We start from the raw sequence: 22,030 nt of genomic DNA, 5'->3' as shown, positions 1-22,030 counted from the left end.
CATTGCCTTTCGACGGGACGCTGACTCGACTGCGAGTCGAGCGTGCTAGCGAGACCCCCGGCTTTCTGAACCTTAGGGGTATTCTGCTTCGGAAGAATCGTCGTCCGGCAGCAACCGATGAGCACGACCTTATAATCAGCCAAAGCTCGGACAGACCAGAGAGCAATTTGGCACCTCAGGGAGTGACTCGGTTGACAGGGATACATTCTTTGAAGGAGGTTGGGGCCTGGTGGCAGGCAGAAAGCCGGGATGGGGTGGTGACTGATCAAGTTTTGATATTCAACCGTCCCGATGGCATGGGTATAAGATCTAGAGAACTCCGAGTCACAGCCTGGAATAGTCTGGGACAGAAGGCTACTCTGTACGACTCGACTTCACCTGAGCATCTATGTGAGACTCTCCGCCAAATTGAGCACTTCGTTGGTGGGCAGATTTCAGCCGCGACGATTGACACGGTAGCGCGTGCTCGGCAGTGGCGGTCGGACGTGGTTGGTCGAATAGCCGAGTTGGTCAGGCGAGGCGAAATTCGAGTGTCCGCACGTACGTGGCTTGCTCTGGCTGCTTTGCTTCCTACGAAGAGGGGTCGACATCCGGGGGATGACTTGGAAGGCAGTGATTGGCTAGTACTTGCATATGGACTGTGTTCCCAGCTTCAGCGAGATGCTCGATCGAGGTCGGGTGTGCAAGCCTATGCACGCGTGCTTGACTCGACCGCCAGGTTAGATCGTTTAGAAGTCGAGTTTGATCGAGCGACAGCCGCATTAGGCACATCCCCTATGCATCATGTGCGTCACGGGATAGAATTTCGCGGTCAGCTCAGAGATCGTGCACCGCAGATTGCTAAAGCAGTTGGAAAGCTTTCTGAGGATTTGGCCTCAGATGGTCTTGTTCCTTTGCTTGCCTATGGCAGTCTGCTTGGAGCAACTCGGGAAGGTCGCTTGCTCGATCACGATGACGATTTTGACTTATTCGTAACTCTAAGGGCTGGCACTGAAGGAGAATTTTATGAGCGTCGACGTGCATTGCATCGCGTGTTAGAGGCACGAGGATGGACTGTTGAGCCAAATGGCAAGTTCAAAAACGCTCATGTTTGGAATAGTGAAGAGGGGTCCAAGCTGGATCTATTTTCTGTTTGGGATGACGGCGTTTCGGCTTGGACTCACATGGAGAGGATGAAGTGGCGGTCGATGCCCAGGCACTGGTTTCTCGAACATAGCCCAATCGAAGTCGACGGAATCCGCTTGGAAGCGTCCGACTACGCGTCTGAGTTTCTGGCCGAGAGGTATGGTCCGAACTGGGGGACTCCAGACAAATACTACGACTGGAGATGGCCGCTTAACAACTGAACCTTACGGTTAATATGTTCGGATTGGGCTTGCTTGCGGGCGTTGAACTGGCGGATCAGACTATCTTCTATTTTGTCCCGTGTCGTCGCGTGAGTCTTGGCAATACTTTCGCGGTTCACTGGCTCTCAGACCGTTACGGTTTGAAAGGGCAAGCTTCGTACAGACTATCGAGGTCGATGTTGATGGGTCGTTCGTCGAAATCGATAGCATCAATGAGCTGGTTGGCGGTGAGCCCTGGCGCATGCAACTTATAAGATTGCGGGTGTCTGACCTTATCTACGCTGATAAGGTAGTCCCAGTATTTGAACTCCAGTCCTTTCGGAGTTTTCGAGTCCAGCCAGGCATTAGGGATTCCGTATGCGTCAGCAATTATTAGACCATGTAGAGATGTGGTGAGAATTTTCTCGCACTCTAGAAAGCTCCGAATTGTCCCCTCGATGTCGTCGCTGCCAAGATGTATCGGTTTAACGCCCGGGATGTTGTGCTGATTTCGTTTAGTTTCTGACCAGCGGAGAACTATCCCAAGTTTATGTTTTTTCTCCACATCGGGATGGTAGAATCGAGGTGTCAAGAGCGCAGGGTCACCGTAGATTCTCGGGCAATCAATCTTGTTCGTCGTCAACTTGTTCCGGGTTAATGGTCCTCTGACAGCCCGGTAGTCAGCGTCACGTGCCAACTGGTTCGTTGTCTCCGTTCCAAACGATCCAGTTCCCCAAACTGTACAGCCATCGCTGACGTGGCTGAGGATCGATCCAATTGTCACGTAGGCGGAAGAGCCGCGCTCGGCGAATTCAACCTCGCGACCTGAAATCTTCTCGGCTAACCAAGGCGCGAGTAAATCTCCGAAGTTGATTTCGTTAGTCCACCAGTGCAAGTTGATCTTGCCGTCCGGGGTGGTGTGCATAGGGATCCTTTGGTCGCTTGTGGACGATCGGTCAGTTGGTGAACTACGTTACTATCTTATTGCATTCGCCGTTGAACGGAATGAGGGCTGCGTAATGGCGTGGATGATCCGTCGTCATCCACCCATGGTATGTTCGGCTCGCCTGGGAACGGATCAAGAGACCGCCTACTGATACCTGGATACCTGATAGAAACCGGAAAGATCCGCACGGAATTCTGTCCATCTCCTCATCCGTCTGAAACTCAATAGCCCAGCGATGCCAGGTATCGGAAGAAGTCCGCGAGTTCGGTCCCTGCCAGTGCCTGTTTGAGTGCCGGCACTGCCTCCGGGTCGAAGTCGACCCTGACGGCGCCGTCGTCTTCGCGGCGCGAGTTTGCTGGCACGGTGACCACTGCGATGTCATTCGATTGCAGGGTGCGGAGGCTGTTACCGATTTTGCCGAGCTCGACCGTGGTCAGCTCAGCATTGTGCCGAATGCCCGCAGCGAAGTGTGCGAGGACGGCGGCACCCTTGTTCGGGTCCTTGACCAGTCCACCGGACTTGAGTGCCTGAATGAGCGTCCGGAGGACTGCACGCTGGTTGCGGGTGCGAGTCTGGCCAGCATCGTCAATCGGGTCGGTAGCGGTGAAGATCTGTGTTGCCGCTCCGTCGAGGTTGTTCGTGCCTTCGACGAACTCGGTTCCAGCCATGCTGAAGGCTGTGCGACTGTAGACCTGAAGACCGCCGAGCTCGTCGATGACCCGACCCTGGGCCTCTGATTCGACCTCGGCGATGTGGTCGATGCGGATGCCGAGGAACTCTTCGGCCATGGCGACGATGACCGGCCAACCGCCTTCATCGGCGATGGCACCGAAGGTCTGGCCTGACTCGATGAGTGTCGATGGGTTGAACACGAGAACCGCTGCGAAGTCGGCGGTGCTGGGCACATGAAGGACTGCGAAGGTGTCACCCTGGCTGTTCAGTCGGGACTGCGGGGCCGCCTCGGCGAGGGAATCATTGTTCTTCACCCGCAGCAGCAGAGTGCGAGCCTCGCTAACGGCTGGGCGGACGTCGTCGGGAGGGAAGACCGCCTCGGCGGGGATGGTCTTCGAGGGATCGTCGAACTCGGCCCGGGCGGAGTTGAGGTCCTTGAGGGACCCGATGGCAGAGACCACCTTCGTCAGCTTGGCCATGGCAGTCCCACTTCCTCTGTCTGGTTAGACGGTGATGATCACAATAATAGCCGCGGGTGGGATCGGTACGTACACCGATCCCACCCGCGGTGAGGACTGCTGTGGAGGCTTGTTCGGCTCAGCGGAGGCCGAAGAGCTTGCCCAGCGGCTTGCCGGACGACTGCTCCTTGGGCTGCGGCTCGACCGGCTTGTCAACTGGCTGCCCGACCTGCTTTTCGGCGGGTGCGACGGGCGGTGGGGGAGGGAGGATGTCGTCGGCCTTCGGGGTGGTCCGGGTCTCGAGGTCCGACTTGGGTGTGTCCGTTTCCGGCGCGGGAGGCGCCTCGGGGGACTGTGCTTCGGCCTTCGGATCGGGAGCCGCCTCGGGGGCGGGCGTCTCGGCGTCCGCGGACTCAGCGTTCTTGGATCCGTCTGCGGGCTCCGGGGTCGGTTCGTCAGTCGGGGCCTCGGCGGGGCTGGTCTCCTCCGAGGGTGTGGTCTCTTCCGAGGATTCGGCAGCATCGTCCGCAGAATCGGCGGTGGCCGCCTCGGCGGTCTCCTTGATCAGGGAGAGTTCGAACTCCAGGGTGATCTTGTCGCTGACGAGCACGCCACCGGAATCGAGCTTCGCATTCCACGTCACGCCCCAGTCCTTGCGGTCGATGCGGCGGCTGCCCTCGAGGCCGGCACGAAGATTGCCGAAGGGATCGGACTCGATGCCGATGAGCTCGAGCGGAACCGACACGGTCTTCGTCATGTCACGGATCGTCAGCTCACCGGTGACGATGAAGGAGCCTTCGTCCACCTCGTCGATGGCCGAGGAGGCGAAACGGATCTCCGGGTAGGTCTCCACGTCGAAGAAGTCCGCCGAACGCAGGTGCTCGTCGCGCCCCTCGCTGCGGGTGTCGACGCTGGCGGTCTGAATGATGACCGCGGCGGTCGAATCGGCGAGGTCCTCGGCGATGCCGGCGAAGCCGGAGACATCGTTGAACGCTCCGCGCACACGCGACACCATGGCGTGGCGAGTGGAGAAGCCCAGTCGAGAATGTGAGGGATCGATGTCCCAATGACCTGTGATCCCGGGTGCTGCTGACATGGGGTAGCTCCTTCGGTTCCTCCGCACTCCGTATGGGGAGGCTGTCGTTCTCGCATGATCGGTGAAACGGCAAACGCCTACGTAGTCTTACACGCGCGGGCGTCTGTGTGCCACCTCACCGAGGCGTGTTTCGGGGTGTGGGCGGACAGCGGTCGGGGTTCGCGGTGCATCCGTTCGAAGTCAGTTCTGATCAGTCGACAGTCATTGCATATGGAACTGCATAGAGCAACAGCATCGCGAGCCCGCAGAGCATCAGGATGATGACCGTTCCGATGACCCACGTGCGCGTTCGTCGATACTTGCGGGGATCACGGTCTTCCTCCGGGATCACCATGAGTCGTTCGCGGAACGCATTGCCCAGACGTGATGCCCGTGTTCCGATGTTGCCCAGCAGGGTACCGCCGATGGATGCCACGAATCCGAGAATCGTGGGATTAAGCAGGTCCGGAAGTTCAATCCCAGCAAACTCTGACAGCGACTCGAAGATCGCAACGACGACGAATCCCGCAATCATGCCCACCGCGGCACCACGTGCAGAGAGCTTTGTCGACCGCACGCTCCAGAAAGCGATCAGGCCCCAGGACGCGGCGAACAGAGTTGCCGCGAAGTAGCCGATCGTCAGGACCGCCGGAGGTGCGACCCAGGTGATCACGAGCACGATCAGGCCGGCAATCACCATCGTCCACCGAGCAACCTGAAGGCCGTGGATGTCATTGTCACCCGATGCAGCGGTTGAATCAGTGGGCGGTCCTCCCGCCACGGTCGCGATGTCTGTTGCCGGGCCGGACGTACCGGCGGAAGTACTTGCTGGCCCCGCTGAGGCGAACGCTGGGCCGGCTGACGCGGTCGAGGTCGTTGCGAGTTCGGGTTCTCTGACACGTTTGCCCGTCAGGTATGGCATGACGTCATTGGCCGCAGAGAATCCGATGAGAGACAAGAAGGACGCCGCCGATGACAATCCCGCTGCCACGATTCCGGTGACGGCGATGACGCCCAACAGCGACGGCAGGACATTCTGCCCGGCCCAGATGAAGGCGATCTCGCTGGGAGTGATGCCGTCGTTGAACAGGTTGATGGAGAACCCGCCGAAGGTGAGGAAGAGGTAGGTCACTGCCAACGCTGCGGTTGCGAAGAGTGCCGACCGGATGGCGACATGTTCGTTCTTCGCCATGAGGAATCGACTCGACTGCCACGGGCTCACTGCGACCACGGTGCACCATACGATGCCGAAGGTCACCGCGTAGATGACCGCCTGAGCCGGTGTGCCGAGATAGTTGTCCGCGCCGGTCAGCCCGTGCCACGAGATGCCATCGGGTTTGCTCGTCAGCTCCGCCATCTTCTGCATCGCGGTCACCGGTCCACCTGAAGCGCCGATGATCCACCCCATGCCCAAGATTGCCGCGACGGTGAAAACGACGAACATGATCGTGTCGTTGACGAGGACTCCTTGGGAGCCCGACATGAACGTGAAGATCGTGTACGAGGCCCACACGATCACGAGGAGCACCCACTGTGGAATGTCGATGAGCTGTCCGACGACGAGGACCAAGCCTTGTGTCACAGCGACGAGGTACAGGCCGATGCCGACGACGACCATGACTCCGGCCAAAGCTTGGAGGCCCGGCGAGTTGAAGCGCTTGCCGAAATACTCCGGCACTGTCAGAGCAGAGGAACGCCGCAGATAGCGGCCGAACAGCATGACTCCCAGAACATATCCGGAGATGTTGAACGCAGTCAGCAGCAGCATGACCACGGGATATCCGTCGTAGGAGAAGCCGAGCTCACCCATGAACGAGACAGTGGACAGGCACGACGCGACGAGTGTGCCGGCGACGAGGAAGGTCGGAGCCGCTCGGCCCGCTACGTAGTAGTCAGATTTGTCCTTCACCTTTCGACCAACGACGGCCCCGATGACGAGGTAGAGGACAAAGCTTCCGAAGATGGCAGCTGCGAACATTTCAGTTGCCTCCCTTGTCGTTTGAACGAGACAGCAGATCATTCGGCTGGTCATTCGTCGCAGTGTGCTCAGTGGGTTTGTAGTCTCGACGGATGAGACCGAACCCGATCAGTACACAACAGGTCGGTACGACGGCGTACACGACGGATACTGCTATAGATCCCCACATCAGATGTTCCTCCCTTGGATCAATCAGTCGATGTTTGAGGTGGCATATGGCGTGTGCGTTTGGGGGTGCGTTGGCGTCTGCCCGTGTGGCGCCGGTCAGGTTCCGGTCAGGCGTCGCCGAGGTGGTCGATCGGCTCTTGTGGAGCACCTAAGAGGACGCGTGCGGTCCGCTGCAGAACCGACTCGATTCGTTCGACGTTTGTGCCGGCGGCTCCAGTGGCGTGTGCGATTTCGAAGCCATCAAGCTGTGCCAGCAGGGCATCGATCGCGGTCTCCGCTTCCAGCTGGGGGACGAAGCTCCCGTCGGCGATCCCTGCTTCGACGATGCGTCGGATGACCTGTTTCCACGCGAGGAAGACCTCGTCGAGCAGGCCCCGCAGCTCGTCGTCTCTGGTGGCCGCTGCCACGAACTCGATCCACAGGCGCGTCCGGTTGGAGAAGTCGGCGACATGGAAGAAGTCGTGGAAGGTCTGAGCCAGGCTGGTCCACGGGTCTGTCCCTTCGCGGAACGATGCCCTGACCAAAGCGATGACGTTCTGCGAATGCTGCTGATAGGCGCTGAGAATGAGGTCTTCGCGCGAGTCGAAGTAGTACTGGATGGTCCCGACCGAAATACCCGCGGACCTTGCGACATCCTTGAGGCGGATCCCCGATGTGCCGCGCTCGCTGATCAGCTCCAGCGTCGCCGTGATCACTGTTCCCCTGCGGTCGGCGATCTCCTCCTGTGACAGGGAGGGGCGCCCAGTTCGGGCACTCATCAGGCGCTCGCCCGGGCTTGGTTGCCAGTGCCGAGGATGAAGTCATTGGCAGCTGTCAGGCCCTCGTAGACGGCCTCTTCGACGGTGCGCGGGGCTTTGCAGTCACCGATGCGCACAGAGGGAATCCCGCCGAGGTCGACCTGCGGGGTCTCTGCGCGTGGCGCGTGGTTGACGATCGTCGTGGCGATGTCCTCCACTTGGATGACCTCGTCACACAGCGTTGACTGCAGGTAGACCGTGTCCTCATCGACTCCCGCGAGGCGCACGTCATTGATGAAGGTGACCTTCGACCGAATGAGCTCGGGCATGAGCGCGGTCCTTGTGTACTGCTGGATACCGGCACCGGGGAAGTTCGCCGAGGTGGCCAGCGTGACCGGTCGCTTGCGCGCGAGCATGATCGCTACGCCCAACCCAGCCCAATCACCTCTCCAATCAGCGATGAGGACTCCGCCTTGAGGCAGTTCCGGTGCGTCGGCCAGATACTGCCTCGAGGTGAGGATCAGCGGAGAGTCGACGATCTCAAAGTCCGGGTCACGATCCGCAGAACCCGTCGCGAAGACCACGCGGTCAGGGCACAGCTCGTCGAGATGAGCCGACGAGAACTCGGTTCCGGTGCGGATGTCGACCCCGGCCCGCACTGCCTCTGCGGTCAGGTTCGTCGCGGCACCGCCGAACTCCGAGCGGTGCGGCAGCTTCTCCGCCAGGAGCACCTGCCCGCCGAGTGCCTTGTCGCGCTCGAGGAGCGTGACATCGGCGCCGGCCTCTGCCGCCACCGCTGCGGCCTTCAGGCCGGCAGGCCCGCCGCCGACGACGAGGAGGCGTGAAGCCTCTCTGATAGTCGGGCGGGGGAGGAAGGTGAGTTCTCTGCCCGATTCCGGGTATTGAATGCAGCTGATGCCCACGCCCTGTTGGAAATGGCCGATGCAGGCTTGATTGCAGCCGATGCAGGCACGGATCTCGTCGACGGCATCTCGCTGGGCTTTACTCGCGATCTCGGGGTCGCAGATCATGGCGCGGGTCATGATGCACAGGTCTGTCTGGCCTTCGGCGATCGCCTTCTCCGCTTCATGCGGCTGATTGATGCGGCCGGCGACCATCACCGGGCGATCCGTGAACTTCTTCACCTGCTCAGACAGTCGTCCGAGGTAGGCCGGTTCGTACTGCATCGAGGGGACGATGTGCTGGGCTCCCTGCAGTGTCGATGAGTCTCCGCCGGTGACCGAGATGTAGTCGACCATTCCCTGGTCTTCGACCGCCTTGATGATCTCGAGGACTTCGGTATCGTTCATGCCGTTGCTGGTGAGTTCGTCGCCCGAGATGCGCAGGCCGACGACCTTGCCGTCTCCGGCACCGCGGCGGGCACTGGCGATCGACTCGAGGAGGAACCGCATCCGGTTCTCCGGGGATCCTCCGTACTTGTCGGTTCGCGTATTCACCGACGGGTTGATGAATTGGATCGGCAGATAGCCGTGGCTGGCGACGACTTCCACTCCGTCGATGCCGGCGTCGCAGATGAGCTCGGCGGAATGACCGTAGCCGTCGACGATCTCTTCGATGACCTGTGTCGTCAGCGTCTGGGGGACCACGTGGAAGCGTTCTTGGGGCCGGTCGCTGGGGGCTACCGCCTGGGGTGCCATTCCTTGTTCCCCATCCATGACCTCGCGGCCGGGATGGAACAGCTGAGCGACGATTCCGCATCCGTGCCCGTGCACTGCGTCCGCCACGGCTCGGTACCCCTTCGCGGATTCCGGGTCTGTCGCCATAAGCACATGACTGGTGTAGCGAGCGGTTTCGTGCACTCCGGAGACCTGCAGGACGATCAGTCCCGCCCCGCCGGCGGCACGCCGTTCGTGATAGGCGACGAGTTCGGATCCGATGAAACCGTCATCGGCGAGCATCGTGTCGTGACCGGAGGACACGATGCGGTTGCGCAGGCGCAGCGGGCCCAGTTCGATTGGGCTGAAAAGGTTCGGGAACAGCGAGGACATCAACACCACTCCTCATCATTGAGACGGCTTAATATTACGACGATAATAATATTGTCCGAACGCGATTGCAATGGTTCCGGGGGAGCGCCACCTCGGCGTCGGTCAGCGGTCGATGTTTGCGGTGAGCACGCCGACGAGAGTGAGGGCCATGGCGACGGCCAAAGCGATCGCCGAGGCGATGAACAGCACGATCGGGGTGGAGCCGAAGACGGCGAGCAGGGCGCCCAAGACCTGGAGGCAGTAGCAAGTAGTGAGTGCCTTGACCGTGCCGATGCGGGCAGCGACCGCCGACCAGGTCAGGGGAGAGACCGCCGTGGCGATCCCGGCGATGAGCCACGTCGAGGCGGCCGCCGTGGCCCCGAAGACAGGACCGGCGAGGACGACGAGGTAGGTGCCGATGATGATGTAGCCGCCACCTTGGAAGAAATAGCCGGTCGACAAGATGGCCATGGCTCGGCGGCGGTTGGCGTCGAAGGGGGTGGCCACCTCGGCGGGGGAGCGGTCGGTGTCGGTCGGGTCGGCTGATTCGGTCGGGTGGGCCGCCTCGGCGGTGGCGTGTGGTGGGATCCGGGTCGGGATTGGCCATGTCCAGGCGATGACGGAGAAGATGGCGGACACGGCCGCGCAGATGAGCCACAGCTGACGCCAGTCGGCGACGTTGCCGGCGATGAGTACGATGGCTCCGGAGACGAGGATGCCGAAGCCGACTCCGCCGTAGGAGAGGCCGCCGTCGCGGGGTTTGGAGGAGTTCGCGGGGATCCGTTGGATCACGCACACGAAGATCAGCCCCGAGGTGATCCCGGCGATGGTGCGGATGCTGCCCTGCCAGACGAGGTTCGGCGTTAGTGCCACCGCGGCCAGGCCGAGGGTGGAGACGATGAGGCTGAGGCGGTAGACGAAGCGGTTGGGTTCGACCCAGCCCTGGGCGATGACGAGGGTGCCGATGAAGTAGCCGACGTAGTTCAGGGTCGCGATCCACGCCCCGGGTGCCGAGCCCCGGTGGAGGGCGGCGACCATGAGGGGCAGCGCCGGGGTGTAGAAGAACCGGCCCATGCCCATCGCCACCGACAGGCCCAGGGCCCCGCGGATGGGGTGAGCGGGGTGAGAGGGGAACTGGTGGTGCTGTCGGGCACGGTGTTGCCTCTCTGCGCGGTGGCGTCGTCTCCACCCTTACGATGTCATGGCTTGGGGGCGGGCGCCTCGGCGGGTGGGGAATCGGACAGTGGGCGTCGTCGCAACGGGGTGGACGGTGTATCGGTTTAGGGGGTATGTCAGTGCGCACGTAGAAGTTGTTGATTCTGCGGGGACAAGGAAGAGCTGTTGCCGTGGGCATCAGTTTTCAGGGCGGAGTTGTGGCGCTCGCCCTCGTGCTGCCGGGGTGTTCGTGGTCCGAAGCGGACAGTTCGTCGTCAGCGGGCCAGTCCCCGGAACCAAGCCCTAAGCCGAACGAAATCGAGCAGTCTGTCGCTCGAGATGTCTTCGACGATGATGCGGTTGTCACTGCGACTACAGGCCAGCTGGGCCTGGGCCTCACGTCAGGCGAAACGGCAGGCCCGATCTCCGGCGGGCAGATGTTGCCAACCGAACTCGAACCCGTGATCAAGCATCTCCGTGCTAGGTCGCCGAAGGACGCTGCTCGACTCATCCGCGTTCCACGGTGCTCGCGCGCAAGTCGCGGGCGGTCTGCTGAGCCTGTACTGGTCGATGTGATTCGACCTGCTATGGAGTATGACCCCTCAGCATGAGCGTCTCCGGCCGCGTGACGGTCGATTCGGCAACAAACCATGAGCGTGCAGGTGACTGCCGACTGCACCGGACGAGTGTGTGACCTCTTCCATTCAAGAGCAGTTCGAAAAAGTTGGCATCAGACTCTGGTCAGCGAGTGCCTTCCTTTGCTAATCTCAAGATACGTCAATAGAAAATATATATATGTCAAGTAATAATTGACATCGACAAAGGACAAGTGCAACGTGGCACAGACTGATTCGACAATCCCTTTCGACCCGCACACAGTGATGGACCCCCGAAATCTCGGCGCAATGCAGCCGACCCGGCTCTCCGCCTCGCGTAGCTTCATGGCGAAGATGATTCGCGAGAAGTGGACGATCGAGAGAGAGCTCTTCGAACTCGATGCACGGGGAAATGGGCAGATCCGTTATGCCGTGACGACGCCTGGAGGCCCGCTCACATTCATTGCCTTCCTGCAGGAACCACAAGGTAATAACCGAACCGGCCGCATCATCGGAACCAGTTGGGACATGATCGGAGCCCTCTTGGACGGAGTGGCGACGGCAGAGCAGGTGCGTGCGACTCGGGAAGAGATTCCTCGCCTATACGAGGGTCGTGCGACCCCGAACACCCTCGTGTGGTTCCGGTCGAATCAGAGCCTGCGGATATTCCGAGAAGTACGCAACGCGCTTTCGGAGGGGAGGCAGCCGGACGCCAAGGAACTCCATAAGGTCGGTTATCTCATGCGCAACACCGGCTTGGATGGTAACGGGACATTCGGGACGATCCCGTTCGTCGCAATCCCCGATGGGCATCCATTGGCAGCGTCGTATCATGCGCAGATGCTCTCTGCGTACCTGATGCGCGAACTCTCAGTCGATCTTGTGGAAGAGCTGGCAAGGATCGATTCACCGAGCACGGCAGTGAGGCTGGACAGGGACGTGAAGAGGATCCTGGGCGTCGGCAATGGCTCGGCGCTCGGTCTGGCCATGTTGTTCTACAATCGACCGATTCTCATCAATTCCTATATCTCCGCTTATAGCGACATCCTGGCGCATATCCTCGAAGACCCGGCCGCGAGCACGCCGGAGAAGCTCTCCCTGCTCGAAGACCACCTCAATAGGACAATCCGATACAGGGCGTTCCTCACCACTTCGTATCGGTTCTTCACCAGCAATATGGAGATCGTGGCTGATCTGCGACGCATTCGCGCAAAGGTTCGGGCTGGTGTACGCGGCGATATCAACGTCGCGGATGGAAAGACGGTGCTTGGTGCGATCCATTCGGAAACTGCGATACAAGTGAGCAGCGAGGCCCTGCATACATTCAATGCACTGCTCATGGAACTCGACCCCGACTACTGTGACGAGATCGCCCGTTCCCGCCTGACTTTCGACGAGCGCCTGGATTTGGACCCGCAGATGACACTCGAGGAGGCGCGAAGTGTCATCGAAGGGCCGTTTCGATGGGCGCTGGAGATACCACTCAATGACCAGGGCAACCGCGATCGTGTGTGGTACCAGTCTCGAGCCGCCGAAGAGCCGAGATCCGGACCGCGTGAGGAAGTGCCGGACGCGCATGAGCTCGTCCAGAGCTATCCCGACCAGGTGAGAGCGCTCAGAGATGCCATCGAGGAAGCCGACGATGCGTCGACTACGACGATCGGTGCTCTCGTCGCTGACCGGCCGGAGCTCGAGTACATCGCCCGGCTGGTCGTGGCGCTGGCCGACAAGCCCTATGCCACGGCCCACGCCGATCCTCACGACACGGACTTCGTACCGGTCTGGGTGATCCGCTTCATCAATTCCTTCATCCACGGTCTGGACCGCACCGAAGACCACATGGGCAGGGATGTGCGCGGGCTGATCTTCGAAGGTGCACCATATCGGGACGAAATCGCTGATGCGGATCCAGCCACTTGGTGGTGGTCGTACTCGAAGCCCGCTGCTGCTTCTGGCCGTTCCTCTGCTGCCCAGCCTCCATCGCCGAGTGCGATCAACACCTCGACCCCGGCGCATGGGGCTGATGCGTCTGCACAGACGGTACCTGGTGCGACCGTCGTCCTCACTCCGACACAGTCGCCCATCTCGCCGCCATGTGAGCATGCGACAGAGACGATCGGATTCAAATATCGCGAAATGCGACTGATGGTCGGACGTGCCTATCAGGCGCTCAACCTACCTTTGGGCGCATGGCACGGCGCCCGAGAGTTCTTCAACACGGCGCTGGTCGCCGATCTTCGCACAGCGACCGCTTTCGGAGAGCTCCTGATGCGGGACGTTGATTCGGACACGGGGCAGGCCGGACCATGGCGCGCTCCGAGCAGCGAGGACGGCGACGACAGCCTCATCATCGATAACCACGGTCAGAGCCTGCTGGTCACCGGCCACGTGCTCGTCAACCTCCTCGGAGCACACGCAGATCGCCGAGGTCGACGTTTCACCATCCGTAATGCACAGACCGACCATGCACTTCCGGGTCTGCGACTTGAGCTGCACCGCTATGGGATCGAACTCGATATCGAGGCAACCGCCGGCGAGGCGGCCGGCACTGTCCGTCTCGGTGACTCTCCGCAGATCGCTCGGCAGGAATATCACACTGCAATGGACGAGTACTTCGCGAACGGGCGGACGATCGAAGCGGAAGCTTTCTGGAAGATCTACTATCGGGGCAACGCCGGTCTCGATGTTGACACGCCGATTTCACGCCAGCACACCGGAGGGACCGTCCTCGACGTCATCCGTCCTGGAGAACGGATCACCAAGCAATTCACCAGCGAAGAGCTCCACCTGCTCACGGACCCAGATGAACTCGACAATCAGAACCTCGTCCACTTCATCGCTGTCAACTGACCGAATGGTTGCACCGCTGCAACCGAACGCCACGCACAAAGGACACGAAATGCTCTACGTCGACAGCCTGCTCTGCACCCCACTCGAGAAGGAGAAGCCTGACCATCGCCCCGCTTTGGAAGAGATCGCGGCCGGAGGAGTCGGCTGCGTCACAGTCACTGTGGGTTTCTGGGAGGACGCGACCGAATCGATGGATCAGATCGTCCGCTGGCAGCACATGGCCGAGGACAATTCCGATCTCGTCGAGATCGCCTACACAGCCGATGACATCGAGCGAATCGCGGAATCAGGACGCTGCGCAATTCTCCTCGGTTTCCAGAATGTGGCCTTCCTCCAGGGGCGCCTCGGCTATGTCGAACTCTTTGCCCGAATGGGGACCCGGGTTGGGCAGCTGACCTACAATATTCAGTCCGATATCGGCGGATCCTGCTATGAGCCCCACGACTCGGGGCTCTCCCGCTACGGACAGTACGTGGTTCGAGAGATGAACCGATGCGGAATGGTCGTGGATCTGTCCCATGTCGGCAACATAACGAGCATGGACGCTATTCGACACTCTGCGGAGCCAGTGGCTATCACACATTCGAATCCGGCTGAGTTGGCGCCGCACCCGCGGAACAAGCCCAACGACGTTCTCGATGCGCTCAAGGACAACGGTGGTGTCATCGGGCTCTCCGTGTATCGCAACATCGTCGGCGAGCATACGACGCCGGAGAAGTGGTCGGAGCTCGTGGCATGGACGGTCGACCGGATCGGCATCGACCACGTCGGCATCGGAACCGATTTCGACCAGACGGGCGGGATGGCTTATCTCGAATGGATGCGTCAGGGCCGGTGGGCAAGGGAGATCCAATACGGGGCGGGTTCGAAAGCCAACTCTGGTCCGCAGCCACGTCTGGGGTGGTTTGACGCCCCCTCCCAGTTCCCCAACGCGGAGAAGTGCCTGCGCGACCGCGGGTTCACTGACGCCGAGGTCGCGAAGATCATGGGCGGCAACTGGCTGGACTTCTACCGCCGCACATTCAAGTCACTCTGAGGGGACCGACGCATGACCGTCACACAGCCGTCAGCTCACATTACGAATACTCACGAAGGGTCGTCTGCCATGGCTGGACCATTCGTCTCAGCATTGGCACTGAGCAAGCAGTTCGGCGAACATCGAGCCGTCGACAACGTCTCTCTTGACGTTTCGAAAGGTGAAGTCATTTCGATCATCGGGCCCTCGGGCGCTGGAAAGTCAAGTCTGATCCGGTGTCTCAACCTCCTCGAGGTTCCTGACGCCGGAAGTTTGAGAATCGGTGATACGACCATCGATTTCGACAGCGGCAGACCAGGCAAGGCGCAGGTCGCCCGATTGCGGCGCTTCACCGGGATGGTCTTCCAATCGTTCAATCTCTTTCCTCACTTCACTGCTTTGAAGAACGTCGCGCTTCCACAGATGCGCGTGCATCGGCGGTCTCGAGCGGAAGCCGAGGAGCGGGCAATGGAAGAACTCCGCCGAGTCGGTCTCGCGGCCAAAGCGGACGCATATCCGGCTCAGTGCTCCGGTGGTCAGCAGCAGAGGATCGCCATCGCGCGAGCCCTTGCCATGGATCCGGAGCTGATGCTCTTTGACGAGCCGACATCGGGCCTGGATCCCGAGATCGGTGCAGAGATCCTTCAGGTGATGAGGAAACTCGCCGCCGACGATATGACGATGCTCATCGTCACTCACGAAATGGAATTCGCGCGGCAGGTCTCCAACCGGATCGCTGTGATGGTCGATGGCGCAATTATCGAACAGGGCAGCCCCGAGAAGATTATGTCCGACCCCGAACAGGAGCGAACGAACCGATTCCTGTCAGCCGTCCTGGGGCGCTGATATGGGGGAGATCATCGCGTATATCGCCATGGGCACCGGGTGGACGGCTGTCATGACCTTTGGGTCGGCGGCGATCGGAATCGTCCTCGGTCTGCCGATGCTTGCTCTGGCTCAGAGCAGGTTCAGCGTGCTCCGCGGAATCTACCACGCCATCGTCCATGTCGTTCGCGGAGTGCCGACCATCGTCTGGCTCTTCATCGCCTTCTTCGGGGTCGGCCAGCTTGGCCTCACCCTCTCGCCCGTGGCGGCTTCCCTTCTGGTGCTGTCGATCATTGCTGCGGCATACATGGCCGAGATCTATCGCGGAGGGATCCAAGCCATACCGGCGGGTCAATGGGAGGCCGCCAATGCGCTCAATCTCGATCGACTCTCAACTCTGCGCTTCATTATCGGGCCGCAGCTTTTCAGAGCAGTCAGTCCGTCCGTCGCTACTCAAATCATCGGGCTTCTCAAGGATTCGGCTCTAGTGTCGACGATCGGCGTCGCTGATCTCGTGTTCCGGGCCGGCATCATGACCCAGTACCACGCGCATGGTCTCTACATGTTCGGAATCGCGGGATTGATCTACCTGGCTTTGAGTCTTCCGATCGCAGCGTTCTCACGTTCCATCCACGCCCGCATCACGAGGAGGTATGCCCTCGCATGAGCGATTTCTCCTGGCTCTACGACTGGCCGCAGTTCATTCCGGATCTCCTACCGGGGCTCGGCGTCGCCATCATGCTCACATTGTCCTCGTGCCTCGGCGGTTACATTCTCGGGTTCTTCCTTGCGCTCGGAGTCGAGTCGCACCTGAAAATCGTGCACTATGCCGCTCTGGTCATCGTCGAACTCGGTCGAGGGGTTCCGATCCTGGTGCTGCTCTTCCTCGTCTATCAGGGGCTGCCCCAGCTGGGAATGATGCTCGATCCCAATCCGGCAGCATTGGCGGCATTGATGTTCTCAGCCGCTGGGTACTCCTCGGAGATGATTCGTGCCGGCCTCAACTCCGTGTCGGCCGGCCAGGCCGAGGCGGCGAATTCTCTATCAATGTCATCGGCGGACACTTATCGTTTCATCATCATCCCGCAAGCTGCTCGAATCTCGATTCCGCCGCTGGTCAATCTGACGATCATCATCTTCCAGGCCACGTCTTTGGCCACTGTCATCACGGTGCCTGAAATCATGCAGCGTGCCGGAGTGATCGGCGCGGCCACGTTCGAATACATGTCTGTGTACACCGCAGCAGCAGTGCTGTACCTGTGCATCACCATTCCCGGGGCGGTCCTCAGCGGCTATCTGGAGAAGACGATGGGACAGAAGAAGCGTTCGAAGCGGAAGGCTGTGAAAGCTCTGCTCTCAGGGAGTCCGACGCAATCTGCCACCGTCGCCTGACGCGTCCTAACCACTATCTCAACAATCACTATCGACAAAGGAGTCGCAATGAACAAGAATCTACTGGCAACTACGGCAACCGCCTTGCTGCTCGCCCTGAGCGGATGTGGCGGGACGCCTCCCGGTGCACCACAGTCCGTGGCTGAAGACTGCACCCCACGGGATGAGGGACTGAAGACGCTCAAAGAGGGCTTTCTGACAGTCGCCCAGTACGAGTATGTGCCGTTCTCGATGTCGGATTCACCCGGTAGTCTCAGCGGGCTCGAGGGGGACGTGCTCACAAAGTTCGCAGAACTCGAGTGCCTCACTCTCGAAATCAACAAGGGCGATTCTCCTGCGATGATCACCTCAGTAGCGACGGGGCGGGCAGACACGACGCTTGGTTCGTGGTATCGGACGCAGGAACGCGCAGAGAAGGTGCGACTTTCCGCCCCGGTAGTCACCTCGCCGTTTTCGTCGGTCACTGAAGAGGGGATCGACAACTTCGATGATCTCAAGAATCTGGAGATCGGCGTGGGGCAAGGCTTGATCGGAGTCGACGATATGAAGAAGGTCTTCGGTGGTCAACTCAAGATCTATCAGAATGACGACGCGGTATTCGATGACATCGTCGCGGGCCGAATCGACGGGTCTGTCCAGGGATACATAGCAGGCACACAGTATCTCAAGAAGCACGAAATCGAAGGCTTCACTGTCACGCCGCTGAAGCCGGACGAGCGAGTGCCAGCTACCAGCGAAGCGGGTCAGACCAACTTTCCAGTCAACAAAGACAATGAAGAACTTGGTAAGGCTCTCGACGGTGTGATCAAGGAGATGCGTGAGTCGGGTGAGCTCGATGAGATTGCGAAGAAGTATGATCTCGATCCTCAGGTGATGCATCCAGGCGAACCGAATCTGCTGTGATTACCAGCACGCTGTGCCCTGAAAACGTGCGTTCTAGAGCTTGCCTCTCGAACTAAAGGAATAATGAGGTGGTATGAGCCTGCAGTCCGTGAGCAAAACGATACTGGTATTGGAAACTTTTCTGACCTTCCCCGACGGCTTGGCCAGCGTGTCACAGCTCGCCAGAAAGCTCGACTGGTCGAGGGCAGCGACCCACCAGTATGTCTCCACTCTGGCTGAGGTCGGCTGGCTGGTTCAGAATGAGAAGCGAGACTACCAGCTGTCTCCCAGAGCTGCATTGTTCGGTCGGTTCGCCATTGAGTACTCGGGGGTTCCTCATCAGGTCAGTCAGGCGATGGCAGAACTGGTCGACACGCTCAATGAGCCGATCTCCTACGCGGTGCTCAATGGCAATGAAGCGATCATCATCGAACGGCATGAACCCAAACGACCCTTCTCAATGACCGCGGAGCCCCATCTGGAGCTGAGGACTTCGGCGTCCGGGATGGTGCTGTTGGCATTCGACGCGCACTTGGACAGGAATAGATTCGCTGAGATGACCGAAACGTTCGACACGGTTCGCGCACAGGGATACGCACAATCCCATTCAGAATGGCTCGGTGACGTCGTCGACGTCGTCGCCGTACCGATCATGTCGCGAGGGGAGTGCCTCGGCGCGCTGAGCGTGATCGCGCCTGACGGCCGTTTGGACATACCCAGAGCACGGAAGGAGCTACTCGCGGCTCGAATGAGAATCGAAGAGGCGGTCGATACCACTCAGACGTCACCCGTGTGACGCTGTCACTCAGCATGGAGGTGATGGATCTGCGGATCAGACCAGGTGTCATGGTGCTTCTTCATCGCCTACGCAGGCTCCTTGGACCGTGTGAAGTGAGTGGGACGCAGCAGTCCACGATCAGTTGAGTCGGATTTACGGTCTCTGGGTTCCGACTGCGATGGTGGGCGGCCCGGTGGTAGTGCTGTTCGGTCGAGCTGGCCTTCGTATGCCCGACCCAGTCTCAGATCCTTCGGCGCTGCCACTGACGGACCCAGGCGCGGCCGTAGTCGTTGCCGTTGGGTACCCGCATGAGCGTATGCACATGGAAACGTTGGGGGACGTCGTAGTCGAGGAACACTCCGCAGTGGTGGTCGAGTTCGACGATGAGCACCGGCGACTGGAATCGGTAGTAGAACACATCTCCCGGCTCGGTCCCGCCGATCCAACTGAAGTACGACTCGTCCAGGTGTTCCCTGACTTCGCGCACCTTCGCGCGCCGCGGCCCCTCGGGCAGGATGTTGAGGAAGGTCGCGACGAGGTCGATGACGGCCTCCTGCGCCCGCACATCCAGTGTGTCCACCCGTACCCCCTCATAGGGGATGACCCGGTTGTCCTGGAACGCTCCGGCAAGATGGCGCTCGTCACCCGGATGAATGCGGCCCTCGGGCATCGCCGGATCGACGATCTGCTCGTATATGACTGCCTCGGCGCGCTGACTATCACTCAACAGAGCCATGAGGTCGGTGCCGGCGTCGACACGATCGTCGAACGAACGCAGACCCGCGTGCGGTCCCGCGTCGATCTCGTTCGGCTCGGCCCCGTGGAAGACGGGTGAGACGGTCATTCGCCCCTCGACGACGAGGCAGTTGACCGCACAATGATGACCGTAGAGCTGCCATCCCCAGGGAGCCGTGAGATCCGGAGTGCCGTAGACGGCGAAGTTGTACGAGAACTCGCCGAGGATGGTCTCCAGTCCCACGACCTCACCGAGGAATCCGTTGATGAGCATCATCGCATGGGTGAGTTCGAACCCTTCGTCGCTCAGGCTGGCTCGAACGAGGTCGAGTGCGGCCTGCTGTACCTGTTCCGAAACGAACTCGAGCCGAAGGCCGGTGTCGAACTGCATGAACTCGGGATTGGCCCAGGTCTGCCATTCGACCGCGTCGACCGGATAGCGCAGCTTCTCCTCCTCATCGGCTGAGCAGGCCGCGAACAATGCTTCGGCCGCCTTGCGCATGTCCGCGACAGGCGCTTCCTCGCCCGGCTCTGCCGGAGCCAAGGGGTAGAGCCCATCGATGATCTGTCCGTCGGCCGTGACTCCGGTGAATTCGTTGAGGTAAAGCGGTTCCCAACCAGCGATCAGACCTCCGGTGAACGTGCCCGGGGTCTTCGCGACCTCACGGTAGTCGTAGGCATCGAGTCCTTTGAGGTCGTCGATGCGCGGGTGGCCCGGTGGGTACATGAACTGTCGGAACGCGGTGGGGTTCTCATCGGTCATCTGCGTCTCTCCTTCGACACTCAGCTGCGTGAGGAAGCGTGGTCGGCGACGGCTGCGCGCACTGCCTCGAGGTCACCGGCGGTGATGGCGGCGACGAGGTCCTCGTGCACCTGCAGTCGGGTGCCCCAATAGCTCGCGTCGACTTCGCCGTCCTGCTCGGCGTGAGCACTTGAGAGGAATCCCAGGGTGCTTTCGTAGACCGGGCGGGCCATCGAGTTCGGGCAGATCGCCGCGATGGCCGCGTGAAGTTTCCAGTTGCACTGCATGAAGTCATCCCAGGTCTGTGCTGCACGCATCTCGCTGAGGACAGCCTCGAGCTCCCGGCAATCGGCAGCTGACCGGTGAACGGCCGCCTTCACTGCGATGAGCTCCTCGAGCGACTCGCGCAGTTCGATCGCGTCCGCGGCCGAGGCCGGATCGCCCTCGACGCGCATGAGTGTATGTCGAAGGCGCACGATCGGGGTTGTCTTCGCCACGAAGAGACCTCCGCCTCGACCTGGTCTGACGACGAGGACTCCGCGATCGCGGAGGAGCTTGACCGCCTCGCTCACGGTGGTCCGTGCCAGCCCGGTCTCTTCGCGAATGGTCTCGAGTGTGCCGAAGAAGTCGCCGGCGCCCAGTTCCCGTTCACGGATGGCGTCGCGGATCGATTCGGCCAGGTGCTCCCCGCGCGACAGCGGACGGGAACGGGTGCCCGATCGGGGGAGGAGAGCCTCGGCGGAGTTCTGGACATCGTCGGTGATCTGTGCCATATTTCTATTTAACCATACAAAACATACATATGTTTAAGCTCTTTACCCTGCGAGGAGATGCAATGAAGCTCATCGGACTGGAAGCTCCCGACCACACCACCTACGTGGCCGACCGAGTGTCTGCGACCGAGGCGCGTGTGATCGGGGAACTCCGGGAGTTCTGGTCCGATGCCGATGCGCACATCGCGGCGACAGGTGAGGCCGAGCGCGGAGGAGCCGGTGAGGTCGTCGTCATCGCCGAGTACCGTGTCGTGCCCCCGGTGCTGCCCGAGGCCCGAGTCATCTGCATCGGGCTGAATTATCGCGCCCACCACGCCGAGGGCAGCTTCAAGGAAGAAGCTTTCCCGGAGCATCCGACGCTGTTCGCACGCTGGACCCGCAGCCTCAGCGTCGACGGTGCTGAAATCCCGGTGCCCGCCAATGAGCGCGGCCTCGACTGGGAAGGTGAGATCGTCGCGTACGTCGGCGCCACCCTCGCTGACGCCGATGAGGACGAAGCGCAGGCTGCGATCGTCGGCTACTCGACATTCAACGACCTCACCTCGCGGATCGCGCAGAAGCTCACCTCCCAGTGGATCCTCGGGAAGAACGGTGACAACTCGGGGCCACTCGGCCCGATTGTGCCTGCCTCCGAAGTCGGCAGCCTCGCCGATGGACTGCGCGTTCAAACCCGAGTCAACGGCGAGACCGTCCAAGACGGCAACACCTCCGATATCGTCTACTCTCCGGCTTCGACGCTGTCGCTCATCTCGCGCACCTTCACTCTTCGGCCCGGCGACCTCCTGGCCACGGGCACACCCGACGGCGTCGGTTACACACGAGAACCGGAATGGCTCCTCCACCCCGGCGACACCGTCGAAGTCGAGGTCGACAAGCTCGGCATCCTGCGCAACCGCATCATCGCGCGCTCGAACTGAGCCCGCGGCATTCTCCACCCATC

At 60.7% G+C, this 22,030-nt stretch carries 18 protein-coding genes; 9 read left to right on the top strand and 9 right to left on the bottom strand.

The features are described from left to right. Positions 1-698 precede the first annotated feature (698 nt). The gene (locus HK401_RS19485; protein WP_181276319.1) at positions 699-1,346 is read left to right on the top strand and encodes a LicD family protein; all 648 of its coding nucleotides are present in this window, start codon (positions 699-701) and stop codon (positions 1,344-1,346) included. A gap of 133 nt (positions 1,347-1,479) precedes the next feature. Here the strand turns inward: HK401_RS19485 and HK401_RS19480 are convergent, their stop codons facing one another. From HK401_RS19480 to HK401_RS19450, 7 genes are all read right to left on the bottom strand, one after another. Next, positions 1,480-2,250: a polysaccharide pyruvyl transferase family protein gene (locus HK401_RS19480; protein WP_181276318.1), complete on the bottom strand. Its 771-nt coding sequence runs from the start codon at positions 2,248-2,250 to the stop codon at positions 1,480-1,482. A 242-nt stretch (positions 2,251-2,492) separates the two neighbouring features. Then, positions 2,493-3,422, bottom strand: coding sequence for an LCP family protein (locus tag HK401_RS19475; RefSeq protein ID WP_181276317.1), 930 nt, complete (start codon positions 3,420-3,422; stop codon positions 2,493-2,495). Between the two features lie 118 nt (positions 3,423-3,540). Further along, positions 3,541-4,497 carry a YceI family protein gene (locus tag HK401_RS21120; protein ID WP_181276316.1) on the bottom strand — a complete coding sequence of 319 codons (957 nt, stop codon included), beginning with the start codon at positions 4,495-4,497 and terminating at the stop codon, positions 3,541-3,543. 190 nt (positions 4,498-4,687) lie between these two features. Next, entirely contained in the window at positions 4,688-6,454 is a 1,767-nt protein-coding gene (locus tag HK401_RS19465) for a sodium:solute symporter family protein (protein WP_181276315.1), read from the bottom strand. A 275-nt stretch (positions 6,455-6,729) separates the two neighbouring features. Then, entirely contained in the window at positions 6,730-7,380 is a 651-nt protein-coding gene (locus HK401_RS19460; RefSeq protein ID WP_181276314.1) for a TetR/AcrR family transcriptional regulator, read from the bottom strand. Then, positions 7,380-9,368 (bottom strand): oxidoreductase, encoded by a 1,989-nt coding sequence (locus HK401_RS19455; protein WP_181276313.1) that lies wholly within the window; start codon positions 9,366-9,368, stop codon positions 7,380-7,382. The genes HK401_RS19460 and HK401_RS19455 overlap by 1 nt, the downstream gene beginning before the upstream one ends. 102 nt (positions 9,369-9,470) lie before the next feature. After that, entirely contained in the window at positions 9,471-10,433 is a 963-nt protein-coding gene (locus HK401_RS19450; protein WP_309136052.1) for a YbfB/YjiJ family MFS transporter, read from the bottom strand. A gap of 905 nt (positions 10,434-11,338) precedes the next feature. Here HK401_RS19450 and HK401_RS19445 point away from each other — a divergent pair. The 7 genes from HK401_RS19445 to HK401_RS19415 all read left to right on the top strand — a co-directional run bounded on the left by HK401_RS19445 (position 11,339) and on the right by HK401_RS19415 (position 18,858). After that, positions 11,339-13,948, top strand: a complete 2,610-nt coding sequence (locus HK401_RS19445) for a hypothetical protein (RefSeq protein ID WP_181276312.1) — start codon at positions 11,339-11,341, stop codon at positions 13,946-13,948. A gap of 4 nt (positions 13,949-13,952) precedes the next feature. Then, positions 13,953-14,984: a dipeptidase gene (locus HK401_RS19440; protein WP_219922096.1), complete on the top strand. Its 1,032-nt coding sequence runs from the start codon at positions 13,953-13,955 to the stop codon at positions 14,982-14,984. 12 nt (positions 14,985-14,996) lie between these two features. After that, positions 14,997-15,809, top strand: coding sequence for an amino acid ABC transporter ATP-binding protein (locus HK401_RS19435; RefSeq protein WP_309136051.1), 813 nt, complete (start codon positions 14,997-14,999; stop codon positions 15,807-15,809). 1 nt (position 15,810) lies between these two features. Continuing rightward, positions 15,811-16,455 carry an amino acid ABC transporter permease gene (locus HK401_RS19430; RefSeq protein ID WP_181276311.1) on the top strand — a complete coding sequence of 215 codons (645 nt, stop codon included), beginning with the start codon at positions 15,811-15,813 and terminating at the stop codon, positions 16,453-16,455. Next, the gene (locus HK401_RS19425) at positions 16,452-17,180 is read left to right on the top strand and encodes an amino acid ABC transporter permease (RefSeq protein WP_181276310.1); all 729 of its coding nucleotides are present in this window, start codon (positions 16,452-16,454) and stop codon (positions 17,178-17,180) included. Before HK401_RS19430 ends, HK401_RS19425 begins: the two co-directional genes overlap by 4 nt. Positions 17,181-17,228: 48 nt before the next feature. Further along, on the top strand, positions 17,229-18,083 hold the full coding sequence (locus tag HK401_RS19420; RefSeq protein WP_181276309.1) for a substrate-binding periplasmic protein: 855 nt from the start codon (positions 17,229-17,231) through the stop codon (positions 18,081-18,083). Between the two features lie 73 nt (positions 18,084-18,156). Next, positions 18,157-18,858, top strand: a complete 702-nt coding sequence (locus tag HK401_RS19415; protein ID WP_181276308.1) for an IclR family transcriptional regulator — start codon at positions 18,157-18,159, stop codon at positions 18,856-18,858. 223 nt (positions 18,859-19,081) lie between these two features. On the opposite strand, the gene HK401_RS19410 is transcribed toward HK401_RS19415, so the two are convergent. Both HK401_RS19410 and HK401_RS19405 read right to left on the bottom strand, forming a co-directional pair. Then, positions 19,082-20,338: a DUF3500 domain-containing protein gene (locus HK401_RS19410; RefSeq protein WP_181276307.1), complete on the bottom strand. Its 1,257-nt coding sequence runs from the start codon at positions 20,336-20,338 to the stop codon at positions 19,082-19,084. A gap of 20 nt (positions 20,339-20,358) precedes the next feature. Further along, positions 20,359-21,090 (bottom strand): FadR/GntR family transcriptional regulator, encoded by a 732-nt coding sequence (locus tag HK401_RS19405; RefSeq protein ID WP_181276306.1) that lies wholly within the window; start codon positions 21,088-21,090, stop codon positions 20,359-20,361. Positions 21,091-21,152: 62 nt separating this feature from the next. Between HK401_RS19405 and HK401_RS19400 the strand changes: the two genes are divergently transcribed. Continuing rightward, positions 21,153-22,007, top strand: a complete 855-nt coding sequence (locus HK401_RS19400) for a fumarylacetoacetate hydrolase family protein (protein WP_181276305.1) — start codon at positions 21,153-21,155, stop codon at positions 22,005-22,007. Positions 22,008-22,030 lie beyond the last annotated feature (23 nt).

This window comes from Brevibacterium oceani, assembly GCF_013623835.1.
GTDB classification, from domain to species: domain Bacteria; phylum Actinomycetota; class Actinomycetes; order Actinomycetales; family Brevibacteriaceae; genus Brevibacterium; species Brevibacterium oceani.
Note: the sequence above shows the minus strand (reverse complement) of the source record. Positions and strands in the feature narration are given on the sequence as shown.